The organism is Roseateles sp. P5_E8 (genome assembly GCF_054177665.1).
On the sequence record NZ_JBGCUM010000008.1, the window covers coordinates 74,397 to 89,731 of the forward strand.

Below are 15,335 nucleotides of genomic sequence, written 5' to 3' on the forward strand. Positions count from 1 at the left end.
TCAGACCCTGCGGTTCTGCAGGCGGCGCCGGCCGACACCGCCCAGCCACAGCAGGCCGCCGGCCATCATCAGCCAGCCACCGGGCTCGGGCACGGCCGTGACCGAGCCTTGCAGATGCAGCTCGACATTGCCGAGCGCGCGGCCCAGCGGGTCGCTAGCGTTGGTGCTCAACGTCGAGAGCGTCAGGACCTGGTCGAAGCTGCCCAGGCTGGCGGTGTCGAAGCGGATCTTCAGGCCGCTCAGGGCCTCGCCGGCCTGCAGGTTGGCGAAGTCCGCCGCGCCGCTCAGCGTGAAGGCGCCACCCGGCACCAGGCTGGAGAACGAACCGGCCAGCGCGTCGGCCGTGCCCTGCGCGGCGTTGGACAGCGACAAGGCCGTGACGATGCCGTTGCTGCCCAGCGTCAGCGTGCCGAAGTTCAGCACGTAGTGGCCATCGACGACACCGAAGCTGCCGCCGCCGCCGGTCTTGGCCAGGGCGGCCACGGCCAGGTTGTTGACCTGGGCGATGAAGGAGACCTCCTCGCCGCTCAGCGCCAGATCGCTCATCTCACCGTTGCGGCTGGCGAGACCCAGTGAGCCGACGCCCGTGAACAGCCCGGCCGTCGCGGTGTCCAGCGTCACGCCGAGATCGGCGCTGGCGCCGGCGGCGACCAGGGCCGTCGTGCCGGTGCTGAAGTGCGCGCCGCCGCCACTCAGCGTGGCGTGGAGTTGGTCCGTCAGCTCGCCCGTAGCCGTGTTGCTGACCGACACCATGCGCGTCGCCGCGTCGCCCACCCGCACGATGCCGAAGTCCAGCTTGGCTGGCGTGTTGAGCTTCGCGACGGCGGGCGCGTAGGCATTGCCCACGATCTCAAAAGCCATGGAGATCTTGTTTTGGAAATTGGTTTGGATCCAGAGCGACTGGCTTTTCATGGCCTGGGAGTACGTTGGGTTGAAGTTGAGGGAGAAGGTCTGCCCGGGCCCATTGAGCGGCAGCGGCGCAATGGCTTGATCCAAGGTGGCGCCGCTGCCCGTCAGTGCGGGATTGGTGAGGCTGCTGGCGCTGAAGTAGGGGCGCTGGGTCGGGCCACTGGTGCCGACGTTCGAGAGTGTGTAGGTGGCGGTGGCAGCGCCATGGCCCACACGCATGGCGGGCAGGACCAGCCTGCCGGATTCCCAGTGGTAGTCATCGCTGGTGATCATCAACTGCGAGTCGCCTGACCCCACGACGCCGTGTGAGGTGCGGGCCCAAGGGTTGCTGCCGCCGGAGTTGGCGTAGATGTAGTCGGTGGACACCTCGATGCTGTGGGTCAGCTGGAGATACCCCGTCGAGTTGATGGTCAGCGTGCCCACCTTGCTGGGGGCGCCCAGGAACAGCGTCGCCCCCGAGTCCACCACGATGGACGCGTTGGCGGCCTGCAGGCCGCCTGGCAGGCTCAGCGTGCCGCCCTTGGCCTGGATGATGCCGCTGCCGATGTTGTTGCTCTGCGCCAGCTGGATCGTGCCGTAGCCACTCAAGGTGCCGGAGTTGTTCAGGCTGTTGGCGATCAGGCTGCCGCCGGACAGCTCCACGGTCCTGGTGGCCGAGTTGGTGAAGACCCTGGCAGAGAAGCTGCTGCCCGTATCCGCGATGGCCAGCGCGCCCGAGTTGGTGAAATCGCCAGCCAACGAGAAGACCGCCCCATTCTTGACGCTGAAGCTGCCCTGGTTCGTTGCGAAATTCTGCAAGGCGCTGGTGACGCTGCTGCTTCGAATGTCGCTACCCAAGCCGTCGAGCGTGACGTTGGCGAGGTTGGTGACGATGCTGGCGCCCGGGATCAGCAGCCGGCCACCGCCGGAAACGACGTAGCGGCCGTAGCTGTTGAGCGTGGTGCCGGAGAGATTGCCCAGCCCACCGGACAGCTCCAACGTGCCGCCGATGGCTTGCAGCAGGCCTGTGCTCGTGTTGTTCACCGGTAGGGCGATGGTGCCGAAGCCGCTCGTCGTGCCCTGATTGCTCAGGGGCCAAAGGAAGGTGGAGTTGAGCTTGCCACCCGCCAACGTCAATTGCCCGGAGACGGCATTCGTGAATCCAAGGGAGGTGGTGAAACTGCTGGCCTCACCGTTGATGGCCATCACACCCTGGTTGCTGAACCCGTTTCCTCCCCCCGCCACGCTGGCCCCACCCGCCAGGGTGAGGCGACCCGAGGCCTGGTTCTGCGACAGGGACCGCAAGTCGATTCCGCCGCCGAAAATGCTCGCCCCCAGGCCATTGAGCTGGATGTCGGCATTGCTCTTGCTGATGGAGCCGCCTGAGCCAAAGACGAGCTTGGCCCCTGCATCAACCACATAGCTGCCGCCGGTCAGGGTGCCGTTGGAGAACTGCATCACGTTGCCCAGCTCCAGCGTGCCGCCGCTGGCCCGCACGGTCCCGCCGCCGTTGTCCAGCGACGAGGCGATCAAGCCGAAACCCAAGATCGTGCCTTGGTTGACCAGGAAGCTGCCGTTCAGGTGCCCACCCGACAACTGCACTTGGGCGCCGGCGAGGTTCTTGAAGCTGCTGGCTGAAAAGCTGGAATTCAGGTCTGCGGTGACCAAGCCCGAGTTGCTGAAGACGGGTGCCGCCGTGCCGAAGATCGCCCCGTCTTTCAGGCTGAAGCTGGCGCCCGCCGCGTTGGTGGCGAGACCTTGCAGCGCGCTGTAGCCGGCGCCGACGGCCTGGATATCCGAACCCGGGCCTGAGAGCGTGATGCTGGCCGCATTGGTGACGATCTTGCTGTTCTGGGGGATGAGCAGCTTGCCGCCGCCGCTGGCGAGATAGCTGCCGCCGGTCAGGGTCAGGGTGGCCAGGGCGCCCGACAGGTTGTTCAGCCCCGCAGTCAGCGTGAGCGTGCCGCCGGCAGTGGCTTGCAGGCTGCCGGTGTTGTTCAGCTTCGGAATGATCGTGCCGAAGCCGCTGACGGTGCCGGCGTTGCTCTGCCAGTTCCCCTTGAAGCTGCCGCCGGCCATGACCACCTGCCCGCTGCCGGTATTGCTGAAGCTGTTGGTGGCGGTGAAGCTGCTGCTGGCACCGCTGATCGAGAGCAGGCCCGAGTTGCTGAAGGTGGACGTGCTGAAGCTGGCGCCGTTCAGCAGCGCGAAGCTGCCGCCCGCCGCGTTCGTGGCGAGGTTGCGCAGCGCGCTCTGCGTAGCGTCGTCGCTGCGAATGGCCGAGGTGCTGCCGTCGAACTGGATGCTGGCGGCGTTGGCGCGGATGTCGGCACCGGGCAGCTTGAGGATGCCCGCGCCGGAGAGCTGGTAGCTGCCGCCGCTGAGGGTATTCGTCGCCGCGTTGTAGTTGCTCAACGCCTTGAGCTCCAGGATGCTGCCATTGGCCAGCACGATGCCGGCATTGCTCACGGGCGCGTTGACCGTTCCGAAGCCGCTCAGCGTGCCGGTGTTGTTCAGGGTCGTGGTGCCGCCGACGCTGCCGCCGGACATTTGCACCTGCCCTGCGACGAGGTTGCTGAAAGAGGAGGTGGCCACGAGGTTGCTGCCCGTTGCGATGCCGACCACACCCGAGTTGCTGAGGGCCTCCACGGTCAGTGTGCCGCTGCCTGGGAGCAGGGTGCCGGTGTTGGTCAGCAGCCCGTTGATCTGGCCGAAGCCGCTCAACTTGCCGGCGTTGCTCAAGCCCGTGGTGCCGGTGAGGCTGCCGCCGGACATTTGCACCAGCCCTAGGGCGGAATTGCTGAAGGAGTTGGCCACGAGGCCGCCGTCCGCCGCGATGCCGACCACACAGGCGTCGACCACCACACATGAGTTGCTCAGCGCATCCAGTGTGAGCGTGCCGCCGCTCGCGACCAGGTTGCTGGCGTTGGTCAGTGGCCCGCTGATCTGGCCGAAGCCGCTGATCGAGCCGGCGTTGTTCAAGCCCGTGGTGCTGGTGAGGCTGCCGCCGTGCATCAGCACTTGGGCGCCGGCCAGATTGCTGATGCGGCCAATGGCCTTGAAGCTGCCACCCGTGCGGAGGTCGGCGATGCCTGCGTTGCTGAAAGTCCCGCTGACCGGCGTGCTGACCAGGGTCGTGTTGCCCAGGCTGAGGTTGCCGGTCGCCGTGTTGCTGGCCAGACTAGCCAGCGCATTGGCGCTGTTGCTGCTGTTGCGGATGAGCGCGTTGGGACCGTCGAGAGTCAGGCTGGTGGCATTCGTCGTGATGGCGCCTGCGAACTGCAGCACGCCGGTGACGCTGTAGCTGCCCTTGTTGAGCAGGGTCAGGGTGGCTGGGTTGTAGTTGGTCGCGTCCAGGCCGCCGGCCAGGATCAGCGTGCCGGCGCTGGCCTGCAGCGCGCCGAAGTTGACGAATTTCCGGTTCACGGTCGTGGTGCCGCTGCCCGACTTGGTGTAGCTGCCGTTGTTGATGAAGTTCCCGCTGCCGCTGGGGATGCTGGCGTTGCCGGTGTTCTGGTCCAGGAAGCTGCCGTTGTTGGTCAGGACGGCGCTGCTGCCGACGGCGAAGCTGCCGCCCGACCAGGTGGTGGTGCCGCCAAGGGTCAGCGTGCCGCCCGAGCTTGCAAGAGTGCTGCCGACGGTGCCGCCGCTCAGCTTCAGATGGTTGGTGGTGAGTGCACCGCCGGCCTTGAAGCTGCCCGCGCTGACCTCCAGCGTGCCGGCCAGCGTCCGTGCGTCGGTGGTGGTGACCCCAGCGCCGGAGACCTTCACGGTCCCCGAGTTGTTGAGCTGCGTGTTGTTCAGTGCAAAGGCCGCGCTGCCGCCGAAGTTCAAGGTGGCGGCAGCACCCACATTGAAGGCGCCGGTCGTGCTCTGGCCGCCGCCGTCCAGGCTCAAGGTACCGGCGCTGAGTTCTAGCGTGCTGGTGCTGCCGCCACCGGTGGTGTTGTCGAAAGCGCCGGTGATGTGGGTGGTGCCGGCACCAGATTTCGCGTAGGCCGTCCCAATGTTGCGAAAGGCGCTGGCGATGAGTGCGTCGCTCGCGTTTTGGTCCTGGAAGCCATTGCCGGCGTTGATCACAGTGCCCGTAGCGCCGGCGACCAAGCTGCCACCCGTCCAGGTGACGCGATTGCTGATGCTCACGTCGCCCGTGCTGCTGAGCGTGCCGCCGCTCAGGATCAAGTTCCCCAGCGTCAGGCCATTGCCGGCATTGAAGCTGCCGCTGCTCACGCTCAAGGTGCCGTCCGCGAAGACAGTCGGTTCAAGCTTGTTGACCGTGGCACCCGTCACCTGGACAACCCCGCCGTTGACGACGTTGAACGTGCTGGAGGTCATCGTATAGATGCCGCCGCTGAAGTTCAGCGTCGCACCGGAGGCCACGTTGAAGCTGGCATGGTCGCTGCTGCCGCCTGCGGCCAGCTTCAGCGTCCCGGCGCTGACGTTGAGCACGCCGCCGGTACCGACCGGCTTGTCGTTCTGCATGAACACGCCGATGGTCGTGGTTGTCGCACCCGACTTGGTGAACGTGCCCGTGTTGACGAACTTGCTGAGCGCGCCGCCCTGGCCGTTGTTGATGCTGGCGGCGGCGGCTGTCTGGTCCAGGAAGCTGCCGCTGTTGGTCAGCGTGGCCCCGCCGCCCATCGAGAAGTCACCGGCGGTCCATGTGCTGGTGCCGGCAAGGCCGATGCTGCGCTGGGTGACGACGCGCGTGCCGCTGCCGTTCAGCGTCAGTGCGCCATTGAAAACCGTCGAGCCCGTCGATGTCATGCCGCTGCCGGCCCACGTGCTGGCGCCATTGGCGATCAGCGCGCCCGTACCGCCGATGGTGCCGCCGTTCAAGGACAGGGCACTGCCCACGGCAACCGTGCCGGTGATATCGGCAGAGGAGATTTGCGTCAGCCCCGCGCCCGTGAAGCTGGCGCTGTTCAACGCAAAGCCGCCGTTGAGGTTCAGCGTTGTGCCGCTGGCGACGTTGAAATGGCCGTTCGTGCTGCTGCCACCGCCTGCCAGGGTCAGCGTGCCGGCATCGACGTAGACCCAGCCGCTGTTGTTGAAGACGGCGTCCAGGTTGGTGGTGGTCGCGCTCGACTTGCGGAACGTGCCGTTGTTGTTGAACGTGGCACGAGCGCCATGCGTAGAGTTGTAGGTGATGCCGGCGCTGGAGGACGTCTGGTCCAGGAACGCGCCCGTGTTGTTCAGCGTGGCGCCGTACTCCGCTACGAGTGCGCCGCCACCGCCCACATTGGTCCAGGTGGTGACGCCGTTCAGGTTGAGGGTGCCCGTGCTCAGCGAGTGACTGGCGCTGCCGCTCAGCGTCAGGTCGTCCTCGAAGGTGACCGAACCGCTGCCGGTGATCAATGTGCTCGTCCAGCTGCTGGGCCCTTTGGCGCTCAGGCTGCCCGCCACGACCAGTTGGGCTCCTTTCAGCTGCAGGCCGCCGATCGATGAGATGCCGCCGACATTCAGCACGCCAAACGGGCTGCCTGACAGCGTCAGCGTCCCGCTCCCGGACATCGACGCCAGAGTCCAGTAGCCCGACCTCAGCTCCGTATTGAAGCCGCCCAGGTCCAGGACGCTCCCGGAAGCAAGGGGCGCGCTCCAGTTGCTGCCGATGTCCCAGTAGCCGTTGTTCGCGCCCACCCAGGTCACCGGCACGGGCCGTGCCGGGCCGGCGAAAGCCGCCATGGCCGCGGCGAGGGCGATGACGCGCAGCGTCGGACGGGTGGAGCGAAAGTTCTGGCGCATGGAAATCCCCCTGGCACGCCAGTCGGCTGGCGATATGAATCGCCGCATGTTCCGGATTCCGCGCCGGCCCACCTTTGCTCAACTGCAGAAAACTTGTGCTGGTTCGCAGCCCCCCCTTGAAGCGGGGGGGCGAAAGATCCATCCTTAGCGGCGCATTCGCCGTCGCAGCAGCAGCAACTGCGGCCCGAACAGGTTGATCGCCAGACCGGCCAGCACCAGCGCGGCGGCGACGAGCTTCCAGCCCGGCAGCGGCTCGGCCAGCAGGAGGCTGCTGGCGCCCATGCCGAAGACGGGCACCAGCAAGGCCATGGGCACGATGCGCCCGGCCGGGTGGCGCGCCAGCAGCCAGGCCCAGCAGCCATAGCCGAACAGCGTGTTGGCAAAGCTCTGCCACAGCACGGCGGCCCAGGGGCCGACGTCGGTGATGGTCAAGGCGGCGGCAATGCGCTCCGGCCCATCCACCACCACGGCCAGCACCAGCAGCGGCGGCACCGCCAGGCCGCTGCTCCAGACGACGTAGGCCAGCATGTTCACCCGGCCGGCGCGCTTGCCGACGATGTTGCCGCAGGCCCAGGAGAAGGCCGCGCCCAGCATCATCGCCAGGCCCAGCGGCGTGGTCGTGCCGTCGGTGTGGGCGACGATGACCGCGATGCCGGCCGCTGCGAGCGCCAGGCCCAGCCACTGCGCGGCCAGCACGCGCTCGCCCGCCAGGCGCACGGCCAGCAGCAGCGTGAAGAAGACCTGGGTCTGGATGACCAGCGAGGCCAGGCCGGGCGAGATCTCGCTGCGCATGGCGAGATACAGCAGCGTGAACTGCCCCACCAGCACGAACAGGCCGTAGCCCGCGATGTAGCGCCAGGCCACCCGCGGCCGCGGCAGGAAGAAGCAGGCCGGCACGAAGGCGATGGCAAAGCGCAGCACGGCCAGCGTCATGGGCGGCATCACGTCCAGCGCGTACTTGGTGACGACGAAATTGGTGCCCCAGATGGCGACGATGGCGAGGGCGAGCAGGAAGTGCCGCAGTGGCAGTGACTGCGGGGAGGGCGAGGACATGCGCCCAGTCTAGGTTGCAGGCCCTCCTACAATTTTTCGCATGGAATTCCTTGTCACCGCCTCAGCGCTGACCGACCTCGAAGCGGCCGCGCTGGGCGGAGCGGCTGCGGCGCTCACCGAGCTGGCCTGGCAGCTGCGCCAGCGCGAGAGCGCCCGCGCGGCGCGGCTGTGTGCCCAGGTGCAGGCGCTGCCCCCACAGCCGCCCGCGTTGCAGGCGCGGCTGGCGCTGACGCTTTGCGAGATCGCCGCGCTCGAGGGGCGCGTCGACGCTGCCGAGACGCTGCTCGCCTCGGCCCGCCGTCACGCGGCCGACGCGTTGCTGGAGGGCGACGCGCTGCTCGCGGAGGCCATCGTCGCCAAGGCCAGCGGCCAGCGCGAGCGTGAGCTGGAGGCCTATGTGCGCGCGGCGGCCAGCCACGCGCGCGGGCCGGACCCCCGCCGTCGGGCCGTCGCGCAGGCCTGGCTGGCCTATGAGCAGAGCTTTGCCGCCCCGGCCGACACCGTCAACGCGGCGGACCCGGCCGCTGCCACCTTTGCCGATGCGGCACAGGCGCTGCTGCTGTCGCGCCGCGACCCGGCGCGTGCGGCCGAACTGTTCCTGCGGGCGGCCGACACGGCCCGGCACTGGGGCCTGCTGCGCCATGCGCTGGTCTGCACGATCAATGCCGGCACGGCGCTGCAGGGCCTGGGCGAGTTCGATCGCGCCGCCGCCTGCTACGACCAGGCCACGCTGGACTCGCGCGCGGCCTGCTGGCCGGCGCTGATCGGTGCCTGCGAGACGCGGCTGGGCGCCTTCCTGAAGGAGATCGGCCGGCTCGACGAAGCGCTGGTGCTACTGGGCGACGCGCTGTCCTCGCTGGCGGTCGTGCCGTCCGGTATCAACAAGGCCAATGCCTGCGCGGAGCTGGCGCAGACGCTGCTGATGTTGGGCCGCGGCGTGGAGGCCGTGGGGCCGATGGCCGAGGCGGTCGCGATGTACCGCGCGGTGCGCTCCACCGACAACCTGACCGTCAACCTGCTGGGCCTGGCGCGGGCCTTGTCGGCGGCGGGGCAGGTCGAGGCGGCGCAGGCGGCGCTGGCCGAGGCCCAGGTGTTGATCGCGCAGCATGGCTTCAGCGCGCTGGTGGTGGGCGTGCACGAGGTGTTGACCGAGATGCACCGCCGCCATCCGCGCCTGCCGCCGCCGGCCGGGCTGGCACTGCCCAACGCGGCGCTGCATCACGGCGAGGCGATGCTCGCCGAGGGGCTGAAGATCGTTGGCTGGAAGGCGCCCGCGTCGCTGTACGTGGCCTTGGCCGAGGACTGGGCCGCCGTGGGTGACATGGGGCGGGCCTATGCGCATGCACGCAGCGCGCTGGCCGTGAAGGAGCAGGAGGCTCAGCGCATGCGGCTCAGCCATCCGCTGGCAGCGCTGCGCCGCGGGCCGGCGTCAATGAGCGCCGGCACGACGGTGGCCGAGCGGCTGCTGAGCCCCAAGGAGCGCGAGGTGCTGGTGCTGGTGGCACGCAGCTACTCCAACAAGGAGATCGCCACGGCGCTGGCGGTCAGCGACGAGACGGTCAAGTCGCACCTGAAGAAGATTTACGCCAAGCTGGAAGCGGGTTCGCGCAAGCATGCGGTGACGCGGGCGCGGGCTTTGGGCGTCATCGGCGTGTCCTTTTGATCCCTGGCTGAGGGAAACCCCCGCCGGGGTTTGTGCTCCCCGCAGTCGCGGCTCCCCCGCCGCGGGGGATGGGCGGGCGCGGGAGCGCGCCGCACAGTGCCCTCACCCCGGACGAGACCACCACTCAGCGCGGGCCGGCGGCACAACCGCAGGCTCTGGGCTGGCGGAGCGCTGCCCGGCCCACCAACCCAACCCCTTCCGCCATGAACCGAGAACCTTTCTCCGCGCTGCGGCGCCTGGCCCTGCTGGGCGGCCTGGCCGCGCTGCTGGCCCCTTCCGCCCAGGCCTCGCAGCTGGTGCCGCAGAACCTGAAGCAGATGATCCAGGCCTCCGACCTGATCGTGACCGGAGAGGTCACGAAGCTGACCGACGGCATCGAGAACGGCCTGCCCTTCACCGAGGTCACGCTGAAGGTCAAGGAAAGCGTCAAGCGCGACCTGGCGCTCAACAGCAGCTACAAGTTTCGCCAGTACGGTCTGCTGAAGACCCGCAGGATGGGCGACGGCCGCTACATGCTGCCCGCCAAGATCGAGGGCATGGCGAGCTGGAAGGTGGGCGAGAAGGTCACCACCTTCATGAACAAGCCGGCGCTGCGCACCGGCATGGTCACGCCGGTCGGCCTGGCCCAAGGCAAGTTCACGTCCAACGGTGCCAGGCTGGCCAACAGCTTCAACAACCGCGACCTGTTCAAGGGCATGACGGTTGACCCCAGCGTGCTGAACGCCAACGAGGCCGCCATGCTGGCCAACAAGTCTGGCGGCGCCGTCGAGGGCGGGGTGCTGAACCGCTTCGTCAAGCGGGCCATCTCGGAACAATGGATTGAAAAGGGAGTGATGCGCTGATGAGCACGCTCAAGACTTCGCTGGCCGCCGCTCTGCTGGCCACCCTCTCGGTCGTACTGACGGCGGCAAACGCTGCCGGTCCCCTGCTGCTGACCGACCATCCGAAAAACCCGCAACCGCAGCGCTGGGACACCAGCAAGCCCATCCAGGTCTACACCGACATCGGACCGCTGACCTACAGGAACGACGGCTCGGTGTTCCTGAACAACTCGCAGGCCGACAAGATCACCGCCTTCGCGGTCAGCCAGTGGAGCAATGTGGCCACCTCGACCTGGAAGGCCACCACCGACCCGAAGAAGTTCAAGAAGTTCAACCAGGTGCCCAGCATCGGCGTGGACGTGATGGACGGCGAGACCGCCATGAAGGTCTACGGCCAGTACAACGAAGGCGGCCTGTACGTCATCTACGACCAGACCGGCGCCGTGATCGAAGAAGTCTTCGGCGCGCCCAAGGACCAGGTGCTGGGCATCGCCTTCGCCGAGATTGCCGAGGACCGCGACGGCGACGGCTACCCGGAAACCATCGTCAAGGCCACGGCCGTGATGAATGGCTATGTCGTGGCGCACGAGGCGCTCGACCCCGAGCAACCCTGGATGCCGCCGCCCGACATCGACGGCAAGCGCATCGCCGGCGTGTTCACGCACGAGTTCGGCCACGCGATCAACATGTCGCACTCGCAGGTCAATGGGCAGATGGCCTATTTCAGCGACCTGGACTTTTACCCTTTGCACCCTGGCGTGCCCGGCTGCGTGAAGCCGCTCGCGTCCTGGAACTACTACGACCCGAGCGCGAACAAGATCGATCCGAAGTACATCGAGACGATGTTCCCCTTCATCAATCCGGACACGGTGAACGCGCAAGGCAAGAACGCCGGGCTGGAAATGAGCACGGTCGACCGTCCCGATGACATCGCGGCCATCTCCGACCTCTACCCGACCGCGGCCTATTCGAAGACGCGCGGCTCGATTGCCGGCACGCTCTATCTGAAGGATGGCCGCACGCCCTATGGCGGCATCAACATCATTGCCCGCAACGTCAGTGACCCGCTCGGCGACGCCATCTCGGCGCAGAGCGGCGACAAGACCCAGGGCAAGATCGGACCGGACGGGCGCTTCCGCATCAACAACCTGAAGCCTGGCGCCAAGTACAAGCTCTACACCGAGGAGATCGTGGCCGGCGGCTATCCGACCGAGCCCACGGCCCTGGTGTCCGAGGCCGAATACTGGAACACCAACGAGCAGTCGATGGCAGCCAATGACCTGGCCTGCACGGCCAGCGCCATCACCGCAGAAGCCGGCGTCACCAAGACCGCCAACTTCTACTTCAATGGCTACAAGGACGGCGTGCAGTACACCCCGGTGACCTACGGCTACCTGGGCAGCCTGTCCAAGGACGGCGAGCGCGCCGCCGGCACCATCGACAGCATCCCCTTCGTATGGGACTCGAAGAAGGGCATCGAGTGGTCACCCGAGGGCGTGCTGGGCGTGAACGCCAGCATCACCCGCGATGGCCGCCAAATGATCGTGCAGGCCGATCTGAACAAGAACGTGATCGGCTACTACGACGACGGCACGCCGGTGACGACCAACTCGGCAGCGATCTGGGACACCCGGACCGGCCGCCTCACCGACCTGGGCAACCTGAATGGCGACACCTGCGGCGGCGGTAGCCAGATCGGCTACTCGGCCAGCTATGGCTGGGCACTGGACGCGACCGGCAAGACCGCTGTGGGCACCGCCTATCTCGACAAGAACGGCGACGGCTTCTGCGAGGGCGGCTGGTTCGGTGACACCTACGTCGGTGGCGAGATCGTGCCCTTCATCTGGACCGAGAAGGGCGGCATCAAAGCCCTGAGCATGGCGGGCATCGACACGGCCAATGAACCCTGGCATCGTGCCCATGCGGTGTCCGGCAATGGCCGTGTCGTGCTGGGCAACAGCAACTTCATGAAGGCCTATGCCTGGATTGACCAGGGCAAGCCCATCGATCTGTACAAGGTCGCCGGGGCCATCGATGCCTATGCGATGACGCCCGACGGCAGCCGCGTGGCGCTGCAGACCGAGAAGGACGGCCTGGTGTTCTGGGATGCGACCAAGGGCACCGGCAAGAACGCCTTCATGAAGACCAAGCTGTTGAAGTGGTGCGAGGACTTCCCGCTGCTGGGCATGGACGTCAGCTGCGAGACCGAGGGTGCGGCCTACATCCAGGAGAACTTCGGGCCTATTCCCGTCACGTCCAGCGACATCAGCGACGACGGCAAGGTGCTCATCGCCCAGGCCGGCGTCTGGTTCAGCGGCATCCACGGCATGCTGTGGATCGAGGACATCGGCTGGATCAAGCTGAGCGACTTCTTCCGCACCCAGGGCGTGGCCGAGGCCTATCGCTACGGCATGGACGGCACCGCCTCGATCAACGGCAAGGGCAACGAGATGGTCGGCGGCATTCCGGGCGTCCCGATGACCTGGTATGTGGACATGAAGAAGGCCTTCGTCTGCAAGCACGGCAACTCGACCGAGGTCAGCTTCCCGGGCGAGTTCGTCGACGAGGTGAAGCGCGGCGCGCGCATGGGCCGCTGCGAGCACCTGCGGGCTTCAGGCCACTGAGACCGGGTCTGTACAGACCCGGTTGCGCCCCTCCGCCTTGGCCTGGTACAGCAGGCGGTCGGCGCGCTCCAGGGTCTGGGCCAGCGCGTCGCCGAGGCGGTGGCCGGTCAGGCCGATGGAGACGGTGATCGTGACCGCGACGCCGTCGCCAACGTCGATGCTCAGCGCCTCCACCCGCTGGCGCAGCCGCTCCATGCCGGCAAGCGCCGGTGGCATGGCGGTATCGGCCAGCAGCACGAGGAACTCCTCGCCGCCCCAGCGGGCGATGACGTCTGTCGCACGCAGGGCGCCCTGGCCGGCCTGGGCGAAGGCGCGCAGCACGAGGTCGCCGGCCGCGTGGCCGTGCGCGTCGTTGACGCGCTTGAAGTGGTCCAGGTCGGCGATGGCGACGCAGAACTGGTAGCCGTGGCGCAGCGAACGCAGCAGTTCCTGGTCCATCAGCGCCTGCATCTGGCGGCGGTTGGGCAGGCCGGTGAGGTCGTCGCGCGTGGCGATGGCGTGCAGTTGGGCCAGGGCGCGGGCCAGTTCCTCGCGCTGGTCGGACAGCCGGCGGCGGATGCGGCTCAGCCGCGCCGTCAGCACGGCCACGGCGGGCAGCATGCAGGCCAGCATCAGGAAGTGGCCAATCTCGACGGCTGGTGGGTAGGCGGCCGGCCTGTGCCACGCCATGACGGCCATGGCCAGGCCGAACAGCGTCAGCGCGAAGAAGCTGAGCGCGTAGGCGCTGCGGGCGCGCAGCTGGAACATGCCGAACATCAGGATCAGCGTCAGCACCGGGAAGACGCCGCCGCGCAGCAGCCCGGCCTGGGCATAGCCCGTGGCGGCGGCGCAGATCGCGAAGGCGATCTGCGGGCTGGTCAGCGAGGGGTCGGGAAAGCGCAGCGACCACCCGCTGCGGATGGCCACGTAGATGAGGGCCATGCCGCCCAGCGAGCAGGCCGTCCAGACCCACAGCAGCAGCACTTGCTCGCCGCCGTCCACGCCGACGGCGTAGTGCAGCATGGGCACGCACACGCCCATCAGTGCCATGGCCAGCGAGGTCTGGCGCAGCCGCAGCCGCTGGGCGGGCTCGGTGCCCAGCCAGAGATCGCCGAGCCATCGGAGGTGCGACTTCGCCATGGCCGCAAGCCTAACGCTGGCGTGGTGCCGGGCCTTGCCGTTTGGCGGGCAGATGGTGGTGCTTGTTCACGTGCAGGCGCTGTCTCAGCTCACATAGCCGCTCAGCAAGGCCTGTTCCCAGTCGGGGCGGCCGCGCTGCCTTGCCAACGCCGCCACCGCGCGGTGGTCATAGGGCACGGCGTGCTGGCCGCCATGCCAGGCGCCGGCTATGCGTTCGACGATGGCGTAGGTCGCGTCCGGCGTGCCGCGCTCGACGACGTAGCGCTCGGGCTCGTCGTCGACATAGGCCTGCAGACCGACGCTGCCGGGGTTGACGAGGCATTGGCCCGCAGCGGTGCGCAGGAAGCGCGGCAGATGGCTGTGGCCGCAGGCGATCAGCGCGCTGGCCTGGCCGGCCAGCCGCTCGGCGATCTCGGCGGCGGTGGCCAGGCCGAGGACGCCATCACGCGGGGTTTCCAGGAAGTGCTCGCAGTCGCTGCGCGGCGTGCCGTGGCACAGGAAGATGTCGGGCGCCCACTGCCATTCAAATTGAAGGCTGCGCACCCAATCCAGCTCGGCAGCGCCCAGCGTGGACAGCGCGTAGCCGTCCGACGCGCCGCCCGTTTCCGGCCGCCATTCGAGGATCTGCCGCTCGTGGTTGCCGGCCAGGCAGGGCCAGCCCGAGGCCATCAGCCACTGCGCCGTCTCGCGCGGCAGCAGTGGGCCGGAGAGGTTGTCGCCCAGGCACAGCACGGTGTCCACGCCACGGCGGCGGATGTCGGCGGCGACGGCTTCGAGGGCGGGCAGGTTGCCGTGGATGTCGGAGACGAGGGCGAGGCGCATGGGTCAGGACTCTAGATGCCCCAGTGGCAGCACGCCGCTGGCTTTGACCTCGCCCAGCGAGAAGCTGGTGTGGATGTCCTTCACGTTGGGCAGCTTGAGCAGCGTGTTGATGGAGAAGCGCGAGAAGGCGTCGAGGTCGGTCACCATGACCTGCAGCTCGAAGGTGCCGGTGCCGGAGATGTAGTGGCAGGCAATGACCTCGGGCAGCTGGCGGATCGCGTCCTCCAGCGCCTTGGTGGCCGTGGCCGCGCTGCGCTCGGCGTCCACGCGCACGAAGGCCAGCACGCCCAGGCCGATCTTGCGGCGGTCGATCTCGGCGCGGTAACCGGTGATGTAGCCCTGCTCCTCCAGCCACTTGACGCGCCGCCAGGTGGGCGCCGCCGACAGGCCGATGCGCTGGGCCAGTTCGGCGTTGGACTGGCGCGCGTCGCGCTGCAGTTCGGCCAGGATGGCGATGTGATAACGGTCGAGGTCGGCGGAACTCATGGTTTGCCCTTAAGGCGAATTGGCGATGTGAATTTGATTGAATTCTCGTTGATTGAGCAAGGATTTTGCTGAGCGGGTCGGTTTTGAGCGTAAACGGGAAAGCACCCATCGCCC

At 67.7% G+C, this 15,335-nt stretch carries 8 protein-coding genes; 3 read left to right on the plus strand and 5 right to left on the minus strand.

Translation table 11 applies throughout. The annotated features are described in order from the left end of the window. A complete protein-coding gene (locus tag ACXRVZ_RS06850; RefSeq protein ID WP_457420329.1) occupies window positions 1–6,633 on the minus strand; it encodes a choice-of-anchor D domain-containing protein in 6,633 nt (2,210 codons plus the stop codon). A gap of 144 nt (window positions 6,634–6,777) precedes the next feature. Further along, the gene (locus ACXRVZ_RS06855; protein ID WP_457420331.1) at window positions 6,778–7,686 is read right to left on the minus strand and encodes an EamA family transporter; all 909 of its coding nucleotides are present in this window, start codon (window positions 7,684–7,686) and stop codon (window positions 6,778–6,780) included. 40 nt (window positions 7,687–7,726) lie between these two features. On the opposite strand from ACXRVZ_RS06855, the gene ACXRVZ_RS06860 reads away from it, so the two are divergent. The 3 genes from ACXRVZ_RS06860 (at window position 7,727) to ACXRVZ_RS06870 (ending at window position 12,794) form a co-directional block, all read left to right on the plus strand. Further along, window positions 7,727–9,349, plus strand: coding sequence for a LuxR C-terminal-related transcriptional regulator (locus ACXRVZ_RS06860; RefSeq protein WP_457420333.1), 1,623 nt, complete (start codon window positions 7,727–7,729; stop codon window positions 9,347–9,349). Between the two features lie 203 nt (window positions 9,350–9,552). After that, complete coding sequence (locus ACXRVZ_RS06865) at window positions 9,553–10,191, plus strand: hypothetical protein (protein ID WP_457420335.1); 639 nt, start codon at window positions 9,553–9,555, stop codon at window positions 10,189–10,191. Beyond that, a complete protein-coding gene (locus tag ACXRVZ_RS06870) occupies window positions 10,191–12,794 on the plus strand; it encodes a hypothetical protein (protein ID WP_457420337.1) in 2,604 nt (867 codons plus the stop codon). The genes ACXRVZ_RS06865 and ACXRVZ_RS06870 overlap by 1 nt, the downstream gene beginning before the upstream one ends. Here ACXRVZ_RS06870 and ACXRVZ_RS06875 read toward each other — a convergent pair. The 3 genes from ACXRVZ_RS06875 to ACXRVZ_RS06885 form a co-directional block, all read right to left on the minus strand. Further along, window positions 12,783–13,913, minus strand: a complete 1,131-nt coding sequence (locus ACXRVZ_RS06875; protein WP_457420340.1) for a diguanylate cyclase — start codon at window positions 13,911–13,913, stop codon at window positions 12,783–12,785. The genes ACXRVZ_RS06870 and ACXRVZ_RS06875 overlap by 12 nt on opposite strands. A gap of 84 nt (window positions 13,914–13,997) precedes the next feature. After that, window positions 13,998–14,735, minus strand: a complete 738-nt coding sequence (locus tag ACXRVZ_RS06880; RefSeq protein ID WP_457420342.1) for a metallophosphoesterase family protein — start codon at window positions 14,733–14,735, stop codon at window positions 13,998–14,000. 3 nt (window positions 14,736–14,738) lie between these two features. Then, window positions 14,739–15,221 carry an Lrp/AsnC family transcriptional regulator gene (locus ACXRVZ_RS06885; protein WP_457420344.1) on the minus strand — a complete coding sequence of 161 codons (483 nt, stop codon included), beginning with the start codon at window positions 15,219–15,221 and terminating at the stop codon, window positions 14,739–14,741. Window positions 15,222–15,335 lie beyond the last annotated feature (114 nt).